The sequence below is a fragment of the Streptomyces sp. NPDC002911 genome, from assembly GCF_053591835.1.
The window spans coordinates 553,534-568,287 of sequence record NZ_JBSFUO010000002.1 but is presented as its reverse complement, the minus strand read 5'-3'; the positions used below and the strand labels follow the sequence as shown (position 1 = coordinate 568,287).

Annotated in this window: 12 protein-coding genes; 11 read left to right on the top strand and 1 reads right to left on the bottom strand. The window is 71.0% G+C overall.

Annotated elements, in window-relative coordinates:
* On the top strand, window positions 1-786 hold a 786-nt coding region (locus ACWD04_RS05515), incomplete at its 5' end, for an NAD(P)-dependent malic enzyme (protein WP_451128374.1).
* Window positions 787-1,187: 401 nt separating this feature from the next.
* The gene (locus ACWD04_RS05510; protein ID WP_003968811.1) at window positions 1,188-1,469 is read left to right on the top strand and encodes an HU family DNA-binding protein; all 282 of its coding nucleotides are present in this window, start codon (window positions 1,188-1,190) and stop codon (window positions 1,467-1,469) included.
* Between the two features lie 335 nt (window positions 1,470-1,804).
* Here ACWD04_RS05510 and murA read toward each other — a convergent pair whose 3' ends face one another.
* A complete protein-coding gene (murA, locus tag ACWD04_RS05505) occupies window positions 1,805-3,145 on the bottom strand; it encodes a UDP-N-acetylglucosamine 1-carboxyvinyltransferase (protein ID WP_451128371.1) in 1,341 nt (446 codons plus the stop codon).
* Between the two features lie 297 nt (window positions 3,146-3,442).
* Here murA and ACWD04_RS05500 point away from each other — a divergent pair, with 297 nt between their 5' ends.
* The 9 genes from ACWD04_RS05500 to ACWD04_RS05460 all read left to right on the top strand — a co-directional run bounded on the left by ACWD04_RS05500 (window position 3,443) and on the right by ACWD04_RS05460 (window position 14,734).
* Entirely contained in the window at window positions 3,443-4,042 is a 600-nt protein-coding gene (locus ACWD04_RS05500) for a YqgE/AlgH family protein (RefSeq protein ID WP_451128369.1), read from the top strand.
* 30 nt (window positions 4,043-4,072) lie between these two features.
* A complete protein-coding gene (locus tag ACWD04_RS05495; protein WP_451128367.1) occupies window positions 4,073-4,375 on the top strand; it encodes a DUF3039 domain-containing protein in 303 nt (100 codons plus the stop codon).
* Window positions 4,376-4,649: 274 nt separating this feature from the next.
* A complete protein-coding gene (locus tag ACWD04_RS05490; RefSeq protein WP_451128365.1) occupies window positions 4,650-5,954 on the top strand; it encodes an extracellular solute-binding protein in 1,305 nt (434 codons plus the stop codon).
* 2 nt (window positions 5,955-5,956) lie between these two features.
* Window positions 5,957-6,928, top strand: a complete 972-nt coding sequence (locus tag ACWD04_RS05485) for a carbohydrate ABC transporter permease (protein WP_451128363.1) — start codon at window positions 5,957-5,959, stop codon at window positions 6,926-6,928.
* Window positions 6,925-7,773 (top strand): carbohydrate ABC transporter permease, encoded by an 849-nt coding sequence (locus tag ACWD04_RS05480; protein WP_451128361.1) that lies wholly within the window; start codon window positions 6,925-6,927, stop codon window positions 7,771-7,773. The genes ACWD04_RS05485 and ACWD04_RS05480 overlap by 4 nt, the downstream gene beginning before the upstream one ends.
* Before the next feature lies 1 nt (window position 7,774).
* A complete protein-coding gene (locus tag ACWD04_RS05475; protein ID WP_451128359.1) occupies window positions 7,775-9,415 on the top strand; it encodes a beta-N-acetylhexosaminidase in 1,641 nt (546 codons plus the stop codon).
* Between the two features lie 249 nt (window positions 9,416-9,664).
* Window positions 9,665-10,561: an FAD binding domain-containing protein gene (locus tag ACWD04_RS05470; protein WP_451128357.1), complete on the top strand. Its 897-nt coding sequence runs from the start codon at window positions 9,665-9,667 to the stop codon at window positions 10,559-10,561.
* On the top strand, window positions 10,558-12,324 hold the full coding sequence (locus ACWD04_RS05465; RefSeq protein ID WP_451128355.1) for a 2Fe-2S iron-sulfur cluster-binding protein: 1,767 nt from the start codon (window positions 10,558-10,560) through the stop codon (window positions 12,322-12,324). Before ACWD04_RS05470 ends, ACWD04_RS05465 begins: the two co-directional genes overlap by 4 nt.
* Window positions 12,325-12,400: 76 nt before the next feature.
* The gene (locus tag ACWD04_RS05460) at window positions 12,401-14,734 is read left to right on the top strand and encodes a xanthine dehydrogenase family protein molybdopterin-binding subunit (RefSeq protein ID WP_451128353.1); all 2,334 of its coding nucleotides are present in this window, start codon (window positions 12,401-12,403) and stop codon (window positions 14,732-14,734) included.
* The last annotated feature ends 20 nt before the right edge of the window (window positions 14,735-14,754 follow it).

Below are 14,754 nucleotides of genomic sequence, written 5' to 3'. Positions count from 1 at the left end.
CGCTGCTTCGAGATCGAGGCCCGGCTGCGTGAGGCCCTGGACATCCCCGTCTTCCACGACGACCAGCACGGCACCGCGATCGTCGTCCTGGCCGCGCTGACCAACGCACTGCGCGTGGTGGACAAGTCGATCGGAGACGTACGGGTCGTCATGTCGGGCGCCGGCGCCGCCGGCACGGCCATCCTGAAGCTGCTCATCGCCGCGGGCGTCAAGCACGCGGTCGTCGCCGACATCCACGGTGTGGTGCACGCGGACCGCGAGGACCTGGTGGACGCCACCCCGGACTCGCCGCTGCGCTGGATCGCCGACAACACCAACCCCGAGGGCGTCACCGGCACCCTCAAGGAGGCCGTCGCCGGCTCCGACGTCTTCATCGGCGTCTCCGCTCCCAACGTCCTGGACGGCACCGACGTCGCGGCCATGGCGGAGGGCGCGATCGTGTTCGCGCTGGCGAACCCGGACCCCGAGGTGGACCCGGCAATCGCCCGCGAGACCGCGGCCGTTGTCGCCACCGGACGCTCCGACTTCCCGAACCAGATCAACAACGTGCTGGTCTTCCCGGGTGTCTTCCGCGGTCTGCTGGACGCTCAGTCCCGCACCGTCAACACGGAGATGATGCTCGCCGCGGCGCGTGCCCTCGCCGACGTGGTCGCGGAGGACGAGGTGAACGCGAACTACATCATCCCGTCGGTCTTCAACGACAAGGTCGCGGGCGCCGTCGCGGGCGCCGTCCGGGAGGCCGCGAAGGCGGCCGGAGTCGCCGAGGCGGCGTCCGACCCCGCGTAGGACCGTATCTCCGGACGGCCCGACACACGCCGTCCGCGGGGGTCGGCCACGGCTCCCGCGGACGGTGCCGTAGCTCACGTCCGGGCGCCCCGTACGGCGCGTCGCGGGTCGCGGCGTCCCAAACGCCCCTTTAGGGTGGGCGGGCAGCGAGCCCCACAGGCCCGTTATCCGCTGCGGACCGCTCCAGTAAGTCGACGGAACGTCATCACGGGCATGCGGTGGTGCTTTTCGTGTGACGTCGAGGGGTTCCGGATTGGCGTTAGCGCCGCAGGTGGGGGCAGGATGCGTATTCGGGCGCGAGGGTCTGACATCAGACCCGGGTCCGGGGACTGTCAGAGGGCCCTGGCAGCATCGGCTTCGATCTCACGCCTCACAGGCAAGAAGAACACGGGAGTACAAACATGAACCGCAGTGAGCTGGTGGCCGCCCTGGCCGACCGTGCCGAGGTGACCCGCAAGGACGCCGACGCCGTTCTGGCCGCCCTCGCCGAGACCGTCGGCGAGATCGTCGCCAAGGGCGACGAGAAGGTCACCATCCCCGGCTTCCTGACCTTCGAGCGCACCCACCGTGCCGCTCGCACCGCTCGTAACCCGCAGACCGGCGACCCGATCAACATCCCGGCCGGCTACAGCGTGAAGGTCTCCGCGGGCTCCAAGCTCAAGGAAGCCGCCAAGGGCAAGTAAGGCCCCCAAGGCAGCAAGAAGGGCGGCCGTCCTGACCAGGACGGCCGCCCTTCGGCGTACCCGGAGCCCTGAAGCCCCGTGCGCATCGCCCGTGCGGGCGCTGTGAGGCGGGCTGCGGCGCCCCGGCACCCTCCGGCGGCCCCGGGGGAAGCCGCCCGCCTCGTACGGCTCTGTACGGGCCCTCTGTGGCGCCGGTCATGAACGCCGGGGGAGGGCAACGGAAAATTCCGCCGCCCCGGTCCCTCGCGGGGGCCGGGGCGGCGGACTGTGGTGCGGGGCGCGCGATGTCGTGTGCGGCAGCACTGCGCGTGCGCCGGAGCGCGTCGGGCGGTGTGTCAGACGAGTGAGCCGCCCGGCAGTTCGACCTTCGCGCCGAGCTTCTCGAGCTTGTCCATGAAGTTCTCGTAGCCACGGTTGATCAGGTCGATGCCGTGCACCCGGGACGTGCCCTGGGCAGCCAGAGCGGCGATCAGGTACGAGAACCCGCCACGCAGGTCGGGGATGACCAGATCCGCGCCCTGGAGCTTCGTGGGCCCGGACACGACGGCCGAGTGCAGGAAGTTCCGCTGACCGAAACGGCAGTCGGAGCCGCCGAGGCACTCGCGGTAGAGCTGGATGTGCGCACCCATCTGGTTGAGCGCCGAGGTGAAGCCGAGCCGGGACTCGTACACCGTCTCGTGGACGATCGACAGGCCGGTGGCCTGCGTCAGGGCCACGACGAGCGGCTGCTGCCAGTCGGTCTGGAAGCCGGGGTGCACGTCCGTCTCCAGGGCGATGGCGTTCAGCGCGCCGCCCGGGTGCCAGAAGCGGATGCCCTCGTCGTCGATCTCGAAGGCGCCTCCGACGCGGCGGAAGGTGTTGAGGAAGGTCATCATCGAGCGCTGCTGGGCGCCGCGCACGTAGATGTTGCCCTCGGTCGCCAGCGCCGCGGACGCCCAGGAGGCGGCCTCCAGGCGGTCCGGGATCGCCCGGTGGGTGTAACCGTCGAGCTTGTCGACACCGGTGATCCGGATGGTCCGGTCGGTGTCCATGGAGATGATCGCGCCCATCTTCTGCAGTACGCAGATGAGGTCCTCGATCTCCGGCTCGACGGCCGCGTTGGACAGTTCGGTGACGCCCTCGGCGAGGACGGCGGTCAGCAGCACCTGCTCGGTGGAGCCCACCGACGGGTACGGCAGCCGGATCTTCGTGCCCCGAAGCCGCTGCGGGGCCTCCAGGTACTGACCGTCCGCCCGCTTCTCGATGGTCGCGCCGAACTGGCGGAGCACCTCGAAGTGGAAGTCGATCGGCCGGCCGCCGATGTCGCAGCCGCCGAGGCCCGGGATGAAGGCGTGGCCCAGCCGGTGCAGCAGCGGGCCGCAGAAGAGGATCGGGATGCGCGACGAGCCCGCGTGGGCGTCGATGTCGGCGACGTTCGCGCTCTCGACGTGCGACGGGTCGAGGATGAGTTCGCCCGGCTCGTCGCCGGGGCGGACGGTCACGCCGTGCAGCTGCAGCAGCCCCCGGACCACCCGCACATCGCGGATGTCGGGCACGTTGCGGAGCCGGCTGGGCCCGCTGCCGAGCAGCGCGGCGACCATTGCCTTCGGCACCAGGTTCTTGGCGCCTCGGACGCGGATCTCGCCCTCCAGCGGGGTGCCGCCGTGGACAAGCAGGACATCGTCTGTGCCGGTCATGTATCTCGCGTTCCGGAGTGGTCGGGCAGGGGGCCATCAAAAGGGTAATGGGCTCCGACCCCCCTCCCGTAAGGCACCGGGGGGCATACGGACGTCATGGATTCGCCACAACACGTACCGCTTCCGTGAAATTGCGGAGGGTCACCGCCCGGGCGGCCCGTCCGGCCGCCCCGCGATCACGCGCTCCCCGTGAGCCCGTGCGGCACCCGTACGCCCTGAGCTGCGGACGGGCGCCGTCCGGAACCGGGCGGGCCACTTGGCCCCCGCGGAGGGCGAAGATGCGGGATCATCTGTGCCATGACGGAGGTGTCCTCGCTCACAGGGCGGCTGCTCGTGGCCGCACCCGCCCTGGCGGATCCGAATTTCGACCGTGCGGTGGTGCTGCTCCTCGACCACGACGAGGAGGGCTCGCTGGGCGTGGTCCTGAACCGCCCGACCCCGGTCGGCGTCGGGGACATCCTGGAGCCCTGGGCCGGCCTGACCGGTGAGCCGGACGTGGTCTTCCAGGGCGGTCCGGTCTCGCTGGACTCGGCGCTGGGCGTGGCGGTGATCCCCGGGGACGAGGGGCCTTCCCCGAACTCCCGGCCGCGCTCGAACAGGGGGGATCCCGTCGGCTGCCGCCGGGTGCACGGGGCGATCTGCCTGGTGGACCTGGAGGCCCCGCCGGAGCTGCTGGCGGCGGCGCTCGGTTCGCTGCGGATCTTCGCCGGATACGCGGGCTGGGGGCCCGGCCAGCTGGAGACGGAGCTGACGGACGGCGCCTGGTACGTGGTCGAGTCGGAGCCGGGCGATGTCTCGTCGCCGCGCCCGGAGAACCTCTGGCGGGCGGTTCTGCGGCGGCAGCGCAGCGAACTGGCGATGATCGCGACGTATCCGGACGACCCTTCGCTGAACTGATGCGCGGAGCTTTCAGTACGCTTGGCAGTTATGAGCACTCTTGAGCCCGAGCGCGGGGCAGGTACGGGGACCCTCGTAGAGCCGGCGCCGCAGGTGTCGAACGGCGACGGCGACCACGAGCGCTACGCCCATTACGTCCAGAAGGACAAAATCATGGCGAGCGCCCTGGAGGGCACTCCCGTGGTGGCGCTGTGCGGCAAGGTCTGGGTCCCGGGGCGCGACCCCAAGAAGTATCCGGTCTGTCCCATGTGCAAGGAGATCTACGAGTCCATGGGCGCCGGTGGCGACAAGGACAAGGGCAAGGGCGGCAAGGACAACAGCGGCAAGAAGTAGGCCCGCCGACCCTTTTCATCCCTTTTCCGATCTCCCTGGCCTCTCTGGTCTCCCTGATGTCGACCCCGGCCCCCGGGGTGCGCGGCGACGCGTTCCCCGGGGGTCGTTCGCATGTCCTGTGCCGACGCGTGCGTCGCGCGGGCCGCACCCCGCGTGGTCACAGAGTGGTTGAGACCACTTGTCGGCGTGCTGAGCCGCGCTTAGTCTCCTGCAAGTTGTGCAGAACGAAACGCGTGTTGCATGGAATGCAACGATTGACCGGTAGGGGTCCCGGATGAAGCTTTCTGCCCGAATTGTCGCCCCGGCTGCAGCTCTTGCGCTGGCCGGCCTCACCGCCACCGGCTGTGCGCCGCAGACCTCCGACACCGGCGCCGGGGGCGACGAGAAGACCGGGACGCTCCGCGTCTGGCTCTTCCAGGAGGTCGGCAACAAGCCCAAGGAGAAAGTCGTCGACGCCGCGGTCGCCGACTTCGAGAAGTCCCACGAGGGTGCCGAGGTCGAGATCGAGTACATACCCGTCGACACCCGGGCCCAGCGCATCAAGGCCGCGTTCAACGACCCGGAGAGCGCTCCCGACCTCATCGAATACGGCAACACCGACACCGCCGGATACGTGAAGGACGGCGGGCTGGCGGATGTCAGCAAGGAGTTCGCGGCCTGGGACGAGGCCAAGGACATCGACCCGACCGCCAAGCAGTCCGTGACGGTGGGCGGCCAGGTGTACGGGGCTCCGCTCTTCGTCGGCGTACGGGCGCTGTACTACCGGACCGACGTCTTCGAGGACCTGGGCATCGAGCCCCCGAAGTCCCAGGACGAGCTGATCTCGACGGCCAAGAAGATCCACCAGGAGAAGTCGGACCTGTACGGCCTCGCGGTCGGCGGCGCGTACACCTACGGTGCGATGCCCTTCATCTGGGCACACGGCGGCGAACTGGCCGACGAGACCGGCGTGACCTACGAGGCAGCCATCAACAGCGAGAAGGCCCGCAAGGGCATCGAGGCCTACACCTCGCTCTTCGGCGACGACAACTGCCCGGCGGCCAAGTGCGCGGCCATGGGCGGCAACGCGACCGTCACCGCCTTCGCGTCCGGAAAGGCGGCCATGGCGATCGCCGGTGACTTCAGCCACGCAGCGGTCGAGGCGGGCGCCGTGAAGGGCAAGTACGCGGTCGTGCCGCTGCCCGGCGTGAAGACCGGCTCGATCGCCCCCGCGTTCGCCGGCGGCAACAACATCGGCGTACTCAAGAGCAGTTCGCACCGCACCCTCGCGATCGACCTGATGAAGTCGCTCACCGGCAAGAAGACGCAGGCGAAGATGTTCGACGCCATGGGCTTCCTGCCGACCTACACGGACGTGCGGGACACCGCTGCGGAGAAGGAGCCCTTCGTCGGTCCCTTCGTCGACACCCTCGGCGCGGGCGCGAAGTTCGTCCCGGCCTCCCCGGCCTGGGGCCAGATCGACGCCTCCCTGGTCCTGCCGACCATGTTCCAGGAGATCGTCAGCGGCCGTAAGGACGTGGCCGCCGCCTCGGACGACGCGGCGAAGAAGATGGACGCGGCGTTCGCCGACGCGGGCTGACGATGACCGCGGACACCACCCTCCACAAGGCCCCCGCCAGGCCCGGGGCGAGCGGGGCTCCGGCCCGCACGCCCCGGCGCCGGCCGGCATCGCCCGCGCGGCGTTCCGGCTGGACCCCCTGGCTCTACCTGTTGCCCGCGCTGGTCCTGCTCGGCGGACTCCTCGTCTACCCGATCTACCAGCTGGGCCTGATCTCCTTCCTGGAGTACACCCAGGCCCAGGTCAGCGGCGGCGAACCGACCACCTTCAAGGGCTTCGGCAACTACGCCACGCTCTTCGGTGACAGCCAGTTCTGGCAGGTGCTCCTCGCGACCGTGCTCTTCGCCACGGCCTGCGTGCTCGCCACCCTGTTCGTCGGCTGCGCCCTGGCCGTCCTGCTGACCCGGATCCGCGCGCTGCCCCGGCTCGCGCTGATGATGGCGGCGCTGGGCGCCTGGGCCACGCCGGCGATCACCGGCTCGACCGTCTGGGTCTTCCTCTTCGACCCGGACTTCGGCCCGGTCAACAGGGTGCTGGGTCTCGGCGACTTCTCCTGGACGTACGGGCGCTACAGCGCCTTCGCCCTGGTGCTCCTCGAAGTGCTCTGGTGCTCGTTCCCGTTCGTGATGGTGACGGTGTACGCGGGCATCCGCGCGATCCCCACCGAAGTGCTGGAGGCGGCCTCGCTGGACGGCGCCTCGCAATGGCGGATCTGGCGGTCGGTCATGGCACCGATGCTGCGGCCGATCCTGATCGTCGTCACCATCCAGTCGATCATCTGGGACTTCAAGGTCTTCACCCAGATCTACGTCATGACCAACGGCGGCGGCATCGCCGGCCAGAACCTGGTGCTCAACGTGTACGCATACCAGAAGGCGTTCGCGTCCTCGCAGTACAGCCTGGGGTCGGCCATCGGCGTCGTGATGCTGGTGATCCTGCTGGCCGTGACGCTGGTCTATCTGCGCCTCGTACGGCGCCAGGGGGAGGAACTGTGAGCCCACGCGCCCTTCTGCGGGTACGCCGGCCCGGGAGGCTGGCGGCGGAGGCGGCGGCCCTCGTCATCGCCGCCGCGGTCGCCTTCCCGCTGTACTGGATGGTGCTCTCCGCCTTCAAGCCGGCGGGCGAGATCCAGTCCACCGAGGCCCGCCCCTGGACCCTGTCCCCGTCCCTCGACTCGTTCCGCCGGGTTTTCGAACAGCAGGAATTCGGCCGCTACTTCCTCAACAGCCTCGTCGTCGCCGGCACGGTCGTCATCGCCTCCGCACTGATCGCTTTCCTCGCCGCTACGGCCGTGACCAGGTTCCGCTTCACATTCCGCACGACCCTGCTCATCATGTTCCTCGTGGCGCAGATGGTGCCGGTCGAGGCGCTGACCATCCCCCTGTTCTTCATGATGCGGGACTTCGGCCAGCTGAACACACTCGGATCGCTGATCCTGCCGCACCTCGCCTTCTCGCTGCCGTTCGCGATCTGGATGCTGCGCGGCTTCGTCAAAGCCGTCCCGGAAGCGCTGGAGGAGGCCGCCTACATCGACGGGGCGAGCCGCACCCGCTTCCTGTGGCAGATCCTCTTCCCGCTCGTCTTCCCCGGCCTCGTGGCGACCAGCGTCTTCTCCTTCATCTCGACCTGGAACGACTTCCTGTTCGCGAAATCGTTCATCATCAGCGACACCTCCCAGTCGACGCTCCCCATGGCGTTGCTGGTCTTCTTCAAACCCGACGAGAACGACTGGGGAGGGATCATGGCGGCCTCGACGGTGATGACCATTCCCGTGCTGGTCTTCTTCGTCCTCGTACAGCGACGTCTGGTCTCCGGACTCGGCGGAGCGGTGAAGGACTGACATGCATGACCTGATTCCGGCGCCGGTGCGCGCCGACGGCGACGGCCGCAGCGGTTTCCTCCTCGACGGGGCCACCACGCTCACGGCGGGACCCGGGACCGAGAGCACGGAACGCTGGCTGCGCACCACGCTCGGGGCCGCCTTCGGCCTGCCGCTCGCCCCGGCGGCCGCGGGCGCCGAGCGGGGCCCGAACACCATCGACCTGCGCATCGACCCCTCGATGGAACCCGAGGGCTACCGGCTGAGGTCGGCACCCAGCTGGGGTGTACGGATCACCGGGGGCAGCGCCGCAGGAGTGTTCTGGGGGGCGCAGACCCTCCGTCAGCTCCTCGGCCCCGAGGCGTTCCGCCGCGCGCCCGTCGACCCGCGTGCGCAAAGGAAAATTCCCTTCACGGACATCGAGGACAGCCCACGCTTCGGCTGGCGCGGCCTGATGCTCGACGTGGCGCGCCATTTCACGCCCAAGGACGGCGTGCTGCGCATGCTCGACCTGCTGGCCGCCCACAAATTGAACGTCTTCCACTTCCACCTCACCGACGACCAGGGCTGGCGCATCGAGATCAAGCGCCACCCCCGTCTCACGGAGACCGGAGGCTGGCGCGCACGCACCAAATACGGCCACCGCGCCTCGGAATTGTGGGACGACACACCGCACGGCGGCTTCTACACGCAGGACGACATCCGCGAAATCGTCGCGTACGCAGCCGAGCGGCATATCCGCGTCGTCCCCGAGATCGACATCCCGGGCCACTCGCAGGCAGCCATCAGCGCGTATCCGGAACTGGGCAACACCGATGTCATCGACACCTCCGCGCTTTCCGTGTGGGACACCTGGGGCATCAATCCGAACGTACTCGCCCCCACTGACAACACGCTGCGCTTCTTCGAGGGGGTCTTCGAAGAGGTGCTCGACCTCTTCCCGGCCGACACCTCGCCGTTCATCCACATCGGTGGAGACGAATGCCTCAAGGACCAGTGGAAGGCGTCACCGACGGCACAGGCCCGCATGGCCGACGCCGGCCTCGCCGACGAGGACGAGCTCCAGTCCTGGTTCATCCGGCATTTCGACCGCTGGCTGACCGCGCGGGGCCGCCGCCTCATCGGCTGGGACGAGATCCTCGAGGGTGGCCTCGCCGAGGGTGCGGCCGTGTCGTCCTGGCGGGGCTACGCGAGCGGGATCGAAGCCGCCGAGGCGGGGCACGACGTCGTGATGTGCCCCGAGCAGCAGGTGTACCTGGACCACCGTCAGGACGGAGGCCCCGACGAGCCGATGCCCATCGGGTTCGTCCGCACCCTGGAGGACGTCTACCGCTTCGAGCCCGTGCCCCCGGGCCTCTCCGAGGCGGCGGCCGGACACATCATGGGGACCCAGGCCAACGTCTGGACCGAGGTCATGCAGACCCGGGACCGTGTCGACTACCAGGTGTTCCCGAGACTCGCCGCCCTCGCCGAGGTCGCCTGGTCCTCACTCCCGGCCCCCGGTGAGCGGGACTTCGCCGATTTCGAACGCAGGATGAACACCCACTACGCGCGACTCGACGCCCTGGGGGTCGACTACCGGCCGCCCGCGGGCCCCCGGCCCTGGCAACGTCGGCCCGGCGTCCTGGGTCGCCCGATCGAGGGACCGCCCCCGACCGTGTGACGGCTGTCCCACCCGTCGGCCGGGGGAGCCGAATAAGTCGTACGAACGCGCCGAAGAGTGGCAATTCGTACGCCGGGCAGAAGGCCTGCCAAAGGTGACTTTTCCCCTTGTCGCGGTGGGAAACGCCCTTCGTGGACCCTCGAGTCGGACAGCCCGGAAGATGTGCCAGAGTTGCCACGTCCCGGCCGTGAGCACGTACCGTACGGCGGACAGGCGGGACTGCCGGGACACCGGGAAGGGGCAGCTGGGTTGACCACGCACGCACCGCAGGCGATGCAGTCGGTGACGCTGCCGGCCTCGCTCGACGAGGCCGTGGCGGCTCTCGGCGCCATGCCCGCCGCCGTTCCTGTGGCCGGCGGCACAGATCTCATGTCGGCCGTCAACAAGGGCCTGCTGCGCCCTTCGGGGCTGGTCGGCCTCGGCCGGATCAGCGAGCTCCGCGGCTGGCACTACCAGGACGGCCACGCGCTCCTCGGTGCCGGTCTCACCCACGCGCGCATGGGGCGGCCCGACTTCGCCGCACTCATCCCCGCGCTGGCCGCGTCCGCACGTGCCGCGGGCCCGCCCCAGATCCGTAACGCCGGGACGCTCGGCGGCAACATCGCCACCGCGGCCCCGACCGGCGACGCCCTGCCGGTCCTGGCCGCCCTGGAGGCCGAGCTGGTCATCGTGGGCACCGAGGGCTCCCGCCGCGAGATTCCCGTCTCGCACCTTCTGGCGGGCCGCGCGATGCTCGAACCAGCCGAACTGATCGGCTTCGTCCGGGTACCGCTGCTGCACGCACCCCAGGTGTTCCTCAAAGCGACCGGCCGCACCGGCCCCGGCCGCGCCACCGCCTCCGTCGCGATCGTCCTGGACCCCGCCCGGCGCGGGGTGCGCTGCGCGGTCGGCGCGATCGCCCCGATGCCGCTGCGGCCCCTGGAGGCCGAACACTGGATCGCCTCCCTGATCGACTGGGACGGCGAACGCGGCCTGGCTCCCGACGCGCTGGCCGCCTTCGGCGAGTACGTCGCGGCCGCCTGCATCCCTGACCAGGCTCCACCGGACGACGGGGGAGAGGCCCCTCCGCTGTCGCCCGCCGTCCTGCACCTGCGGCGCACGGTCGCCGCGCTCGCCCGACGCGCGCTGGGGAGGGCACTGTCGTGAGCAATGAAGAGAACCCCGAGCAGCAGCACGGGCAGCCCGACCCGTACACCGGCTGGCAGCCGACCCCGCAGGGCGGTGAGTACGACGCCGAGGCGACCGCCTTCGTCCATCTGCCCCCGGAGGACCTCGCCGCCCTGGGGAGCGACCCGCTGGCCGCCCCCGGTCACAGCTACGTGCCGCCGATGATCCTGCCGCTGACCCCGGCCGCGGGTCTCGACCCCGCGGCGACGGGCAGCTGGGTCCTGCAGACGCAGAGCCAGCAGGAGCGGGCGGCCGGTCACTCCACGAGCGCGGAGGCCGCGCCGGAGGCGGTGCACTGGCCCGACCCGAACCAGCAGCCGGATGCGTACCGGCAGGACCCGTACCGGCAGGACCCGTACCGGCAGGACCCGTACCGGCAGGACCCGTACCAGCAGGACCCGTACCAGCAGGACCCGTACCAGCAGGACCCGTACCAGCAGCCGTACCCGGACACGTCGCAGTACGCGCAGACGTCGTCCACGACGGCCCAGTGGAACTTCACCGAAACCGTCCCTGCCGAGCCCGAGCCGGCTCCCGAGCCCGCCGGTCACACCGGCCAGTGGACGATCCCGGTGGCGAACGGCGACCTCCCGGAGGAGTCCGGCGAGTTCGCGGCGTCAGTGATGGCGTCCCAGTGGTACGCGGACACACCACCGGCCACGCTGCCCGGCGGAGCACCCGCCCCGTGGGCGACGCAGGAACAGGCGCCCGAGCAGGCGCCCGAGCCCGAGCCTGGTGCGGAGGAAGCCCCGTCCGGGCAGTCGGAGCCCGTGGAGGCCCCGGGGATCGCGGAGGAGGCCTTCGAGGCCGTCGAGGCCGTCACGGAGCCCGTCAGCGAGCCGGTGGAGCCTGTGGAGGTCCTGGCGGCCGAGGACGAGGTGCCCGAAGCCGAGCTCCCGGCAGCAGTGGCGGCGCCCGAGGACGAGGTGCCCGAAGCCGAGCTCCCGGCAGCAGTGGCGGCGCCCGAGGACGAGGTGCCCGAAGCCGAACTCCCGGCAGCAGTGGCGGCGCCCGAGGACGAGGTGCCCCCAGCCGAGGCCGGAGCCGTCCAAGAACCCGGCTTCGACGCCGCTCCTGCACAGGCCCCCGAACCCGTGCGGGAACACGGGCCTGTGCAGGAGGAAGAGCCCTCTGCCGCCGCCGTCCCGAGCGGCCCCAGTGAGCACCCCTCGGCCTCGTACGTCCTCCACGTGAACGGTGTGGACCGCCCCGTCAGCGACTCCTGGATCGGCGAGTCGCTCCTGTACGTGCTCCGGGAGCGTCTCGGCCTCGCCGGCGCCAAGGACGGCTGCTCGCAGGGCGAATGCGGTGCCTGCAACGTCCAGGTCGACGGCCGCCTCGTGGCCTCCTGCCTGGTGCCCGCCGCCACGACGGCGGGCAGTGAGGTCCGTACGGTCGAGGGCCTCGCGGTGGACGGCGAACCGTCCGACGTCCAGCGGGCCCTGGCCGAGTGCGGGGCCGTCCAGTGCGGCTTCTGCATCCCCGGGATGGCCATGACCGTCCACGACCTCCTGGAGGGCAACCACGCTCCCAGCGAGCTGGAGACCCGGCAGGCCCTGTGCGGCAACCTCTGCCGGTGTTCCGGCTACCGGGGTGTGCTCGACGCCGTACGGGACGTCGTCGCGGGCAGGGAGGCGACCGCGGAGGCGGCGGCCACCGCTCCGGACGACGTACCGCGCATCCCGCACCAGGCCGCCCCCGGCGAGGGCAGCGTCCAGGCACACGAGGGAGACGTCCGGTGAACACCGTGTCGGCTCCCGCACCAACGATCACCCCCACCACCAGCCGCCGTAGCGGAGCGAACGACAAGGAGGCGGCGTGACCAGCGACGCAGCCACCGCGACCAGCACCACGCGCACGACACCGCCGCCCGGGGACCCCGACCCGGACCAGCCGCCTCCCGCGCTCGGACTGGGCACCTCGCTGCCGCCCGCCGACGCCCGTGCCAAGACCGAGGGCACCTTCCCGTACGCGGCAGACCTGTGGGCCGAGGGATTGCTGTGGGCCGCGGTGCTGCGATCCCCGCACCCGCACGCGCGCATCCTGTCCATCGACACGACGGCCGCCGCCGGCATGCCGGGCGTAAGCGCGGTCGTCACGCACGAGGACATCCCCGGGGACGGCTCATACGGCCGCCGGGTCGTCGACCGCCCCGTGTTCGCCTCCGAGCTCGTACGCCATCACGGTGAGGCGATCGCCGCCGTCGCCGCGGACCACCCCGACACCGCCCGGCTGGCCGCCGCGGCGATCGCCGTCGAGTACGAGGTCCTCGAACCGGTCACCGACCCCGAGAAGGCCTTCGCCGCCGAACCCCTGCACCCCGACGGCAACCTCATCCGCCACATCCCGCTGCGCTACGGCGATCCGGACACCGTGGGCGAGGTCATCGTCGAGGGCCTGTACCGCATCGGCCGGCAGGACCCCGCTCCGATCGGCGCGGAGGCCGGCCTCGCCGTGCCCCGCCCCGACGGCGGCGTCGAGTTGTACACCGCGTCCACCGACCCGCACACCGACCGGGACCTGGCCGCCGCCTGCTTCGGCCTGGACGCCGACCGGGTCAAGGTCGTCGTGACCGGTGTCCCCGGGGCGACCGGCGACCGGGAGGACCCCGGCTTCCAGATCCCGCTCGGCCTGCTCGCCCTGCGCACCGGCTGCCCCGTCAAGCTGGCCGCCACCCGCGAGGAGTCCTTCCTCGGGCACGCCCACCGCCACCCGACCCTGCTGCGCTACCGCCACCACGCGGACGCCGAGGGCCGCCTGGTCAAGGTCGAGGCGCAGATCCTCCTCGACGCGGGCGCGTACGCCGACTCCTCGTCCGAATCCCTGGCCGCCGCCGTGGCCTTCGCCTGCGGTCCGTACGTCGTCCCGCACGCCTTCATCGAGGGCTGGGCGGTCCGTACGAACAACCCGCCCTCCGGGCATGTGCGGGGTGAGGGCGCTATGCAGGTCTGTGCCGCGTACGAGGGCCAGATGGACAAGCTGGCGGCGAAACTGGGCATCGACCCCGTCGAACTGCGCCTGCGCAACGTCCTGTCCACGGGCGACATCCTGCCCACCAGCCAGACCGTGACCTGCCCCGCCCCCGTCGCCGAACTCCTCGGCGAACTGCGCGACTTCCCGCTCCCCGCGCTCCCCAAGGACGCCCCGCAGGACGACTGGCTGCTCCCCGGAGGCCTGGAGGGCGCCGGGGAGCCCGGTGCCGTACGCAGGGGCGTCGGCTACGCCCTCGGTATGGTCCACATGCTCGGCGCCGAGGGCGCCGACGAAGTCTCCACAGCCACGGTCCGGGTCCATGACGGCGTCGCCACCGTGATCTGCGCGGCCGTCGAGACCGGCCAGGGCTTCACCACGCTCGCCCGCCAGATCGTCCAGGAGACCCTGGGCGTCGAAGAGGTCCACGTGGCGGCGGTGGACACCGACCAGCCCCCCGCGGGCCCGGCGACGCACGGTCGCCACACCTGGGTCTCGGGCGGCGCCATCGAGCGCGCCGCCAAGATGGTCCGCACCCAGCTGCTCCAGCCCCTGGCCCACAAGTTCGGCATGTCCACGGAGCTCCTCCAGATCGCCGACGGCAAGATCACCTCGTATGACGGTGTGCTGTCCACGACGGTCATGGAGGCGATGGACGGCAAGGAACTCTGGGCCACCGCCCAGTGCCGCCCGCACCCCACCGAGCCCCTGGACGAGTCGGGCCAGGGCGACGCGTTCGTGGGACTGGCCTTCTGCGCGGTCCGCGCGGTGGTCGACGTCGACATCGAACTCGGCTCGGTCCGGGTGGTCGAGATGGCCGTCGCCCAGGACGTCGGCCGGATCCTCAACCCGTCCCAGCTGGCGACCCGCATCGAGGCGGGCGTCACCCAGGGCATCGGCGCGGCCCTCACGGAGAACCTCCGCACCGCCCGCGGCCTGATCCGCCACCCGGACCTCACCGGCTACGCGCTCCCGACGTCCCTGGACACGCCGGACATCCGCATCGTCAAACTCATCGAGGAACGCGACGTGGTCGCCCCCTTCGGCGCCAAGCCCGCCTCGGCGGCCCCGGTGGTGACCTCCCCCGCAGCTGTGGCCTCGGCGGTCCGCGCCGCGACGGGCCGCCCGGTCAACCGCCTCCCGATCCGGCCGCAGGCGGCGGTGGCCACACCCAAGGCGTAACGCTCCGGGTGCAGTCACGC